3 protein-coding genes are annotated in these 2,362 nt (G+C 69.9%); 1 reads left to right on the plus strand and 2 read right to left on the minus strand.

What is annotated here, in order from left to right:
- Window positions 1–216 (plus strand): ATP-binding protein (locus VGV06_06575; GenBank protein HEV2054824.1); only part of this gene is annotated, 216 nt, incomplete at its 5' end.
- Window positions 217–238: 22 nt separating this feature from the next.
- Here the strand turns inward: VGV06_06575 and VGV06_06580 are convergent.
- Together VGV06_06580 and VGV06_06585 are read right to left on the minus strand one after the other, a co-directional pair.
- Complete coding sequence (locus VGV06_06580; GenBank protein ID HEV2054825.1) at window positions 239–1,315, minus strand: mandelate racemase/muconate lactonizing enzyme family protein; 1,077 nt, start codon at window positions 1,313–1,315, stop codon at window positions 239–241.
- 20 nt (window positions 1,316–1,335) lie between these two features.
- On the minus strand, window positions 1,336–2,160 hold the full coding sequence (locus VGV06_06585) for an isocitrate lyase/phosphoenolpyruvate mutase family protein (GenBank protein ID HEV2054826.1): 825 nt from the start codon (window positions 2,158–2,160) through the stop codon (window positions 1,336–1,338).
- Window positions 2,161–2,362 lie beyond the last annotated feature (202 nt).

Raw genomic sequence — 2,362 nt, forward strand, 5'->3', positions numbered from 1 at the left:
GTCAGCGACACGGGGGTCGGCATCGCGCCGGAGGACCAGGAGGCGGTGTTCGAGGAGTTCCGGCAGGTGGGCGCCAACGCGGCGAAGCAGGAGGGGACGGGGCTCGGGCTCGCCCTCTGCCGGAAGTTCGTCGAGCTGCACGGCGGCACGATCCGGGTCACCAGCGCGGTCGGGGCAGGGTCGACGTTTACGTTTCGCCTTCCCACCAGGCAATGAAGGCCGGAATCTTGGTCACCGATCAGGCCATCCGGTACTTCTTCTCCGCGTCGACCGTCAGCGCGATCCCGTGGCCCGGCCGGTCGGAGATCCGGAACGCGCCGTCCTCGCACTTCGGCATGCCTTCGAAGAGGTCGGCCGGGACCCAGTCGATCCACTCCACGAGGAACGCGTTGGGCAGGGCGGCCGCGACGTGCAGCGACAGCTCGTGCACGACGTGGGGCGATACGGCGACCTGGTGGGCGGCGGCCAGCTGGCCGATGCGCATCGTCTCGGTGAAGCCGTTGGCGCGGCAGACGTCCGGCATCAGGTAGCGGGCTGCCCGCCGCTCGATCAACTCGCGGAATTCGAAGCGCGTGTAGTTGTTTTCGCCGGTCGCGACCGGGATCCTGATGGCGCGGGCCACCTCCGCGCAGGCCGCGGGGTCGTCGGCCAGGGCGGGCTCCTCGTACCAGACGAGGTCGAGGTCCTCGAGCATCTGGGCCTGGCGGATCGCGCTCTGCACGTCGAGCTTCTGGTTGACGTCCACCATCATCCGCACGCCGTCGCCGAGCGCCTTGCGCACCGCCTCCACGCGCTGGCGGTTCACGCGCGGGTCAGGATGGTGGACCTTCATCTTGTAATAGCGACAGCCCGCGGCCGCGTAGCGCGTGCCCTCGCCGATGAGATCGTCGATCGAGTACGAGCCCCAGCCGCCGCTGCCGTACGCGGCCACGCGGTCCGTCGTCGCGCCCCACAGCTTGGCGAGCGGAAGGCCGGCCGTCTTGGCGGCGAGATCCCAGAGCGCGATGTCGAGCGCCGACAGCGCATAGCCGGCGATGCCCACGCGGCGGATGCCGCGGTCCGCGCGGTACATCTTGTCCCAGAGCCGTCCGACCAGCAGCGGGTCCTCGCCGATCAGCAAGGTCGCGAGGCGGCGGGCGTACGCTTCCACCGACTCGGAGCCGCTGCCACCGAACACGAGCGAGTAGCCCAGCCCCTCGGGGCCGGAATCGCTGCGGATGCGGGTCACGACCAGGCGATGCTCGGGCAGGTCCAGCGCGATAGGCGTGACGGTCGGGACGCGCAGCGTGAACGTGTCGATAGCCGTGATTTTCATGGGTGTGGTTCCTCCCGCGGTCAGCCCTGCATGAACGCGTTCAACTCGGGCGTCGTCAGGGAGCGGTCGAGATAGCCGAACGTGCCCTTGTCCTTCACCTCGCGGGCGGCATTGACCAAGCCCGACATGGCTTCGCGATAGAGCGAGGTCGCGAGGCTGATCCGCTTGACGCCGGCGGCCTTCAGCTCGGCCACCGTGAACGATTTGCCCTTGATGCCGACCATGAAGTTGACGGGCTTCGACACGGCGGCGCAGACCGCCCGCACCGCCTCGAGGTCCGGCAGGCCGGGCGCGAAGAGCACGTCGGCGCCGGCCTTCTCGAAGGCTTGCAGGCGCTTGATCGTGTCGTCCAGGCTGGGATTGCCGCGCAGATAGTTCTCCGCCCGCGCGGTCAAGGTGAATGGGAACGGCAACGCGCGCGCCGCCTGCACCGCCGCCGCCACTCGCTCCACCGCAAGTCCGATATCGTAAAGCGGCTTGTCCTTGTCGCCGGTCGCGTCTTCGATGGAGCCGCCGACAAGCCCCACCTCGGCGGCCAGGCGGATGGTCTCCGCCGCGACAGCCGGAGCGTCGCCGAAGCCCTTCTCGAGATCGGCGGAGACGGGCAGTTCGGTGGCCGCCACGATGGCCCGGGCATGCGCCAGCGCTTCCTCGCGCGTCACCTTGCCGTCGCGCCGGCCGAGGATGCCGGCGGAGGCGCCGCTCGAGGTGGCCAGCGCCTCGAAGCCGAGCCCGGCCAGGACGCGCGCCGAGCCCGCGTCCCAGGGATTGGGAATCACGAATGCGCCCGGAGCCTGGTGCAGCGCCCGGAAGCGCGCGGCCTTCTCACGCTGCGTCGTCGCCATAAGGTTCCTCCGTCCGGAGAGCATAGCAGACAGTTTGACCTCTCCGCCGCGCTCTGGCAGGATCGCCTGACATGACCGCATCCCCCCTTGAGGCCGCGCGGAAGCTGGCGCCGCAGATCCGGTCCGCCGCCGACGAGATCGACGCCGCTCGCGAGCTGCCGCGCCCGCTCTTCGAAGCGTTGGCCGACGCCGGGCTGTTTCA

The sequence above is a fragment of the Candidatus Methylomirabilota bacterium genome (assembly GCA_035936835.1).
Taxonomy (GTDB): domain Bacteria; phylum Methylomirabilota; class Methylomirabilia; order Rokubacteriales; family CSP1-6; genus AR37.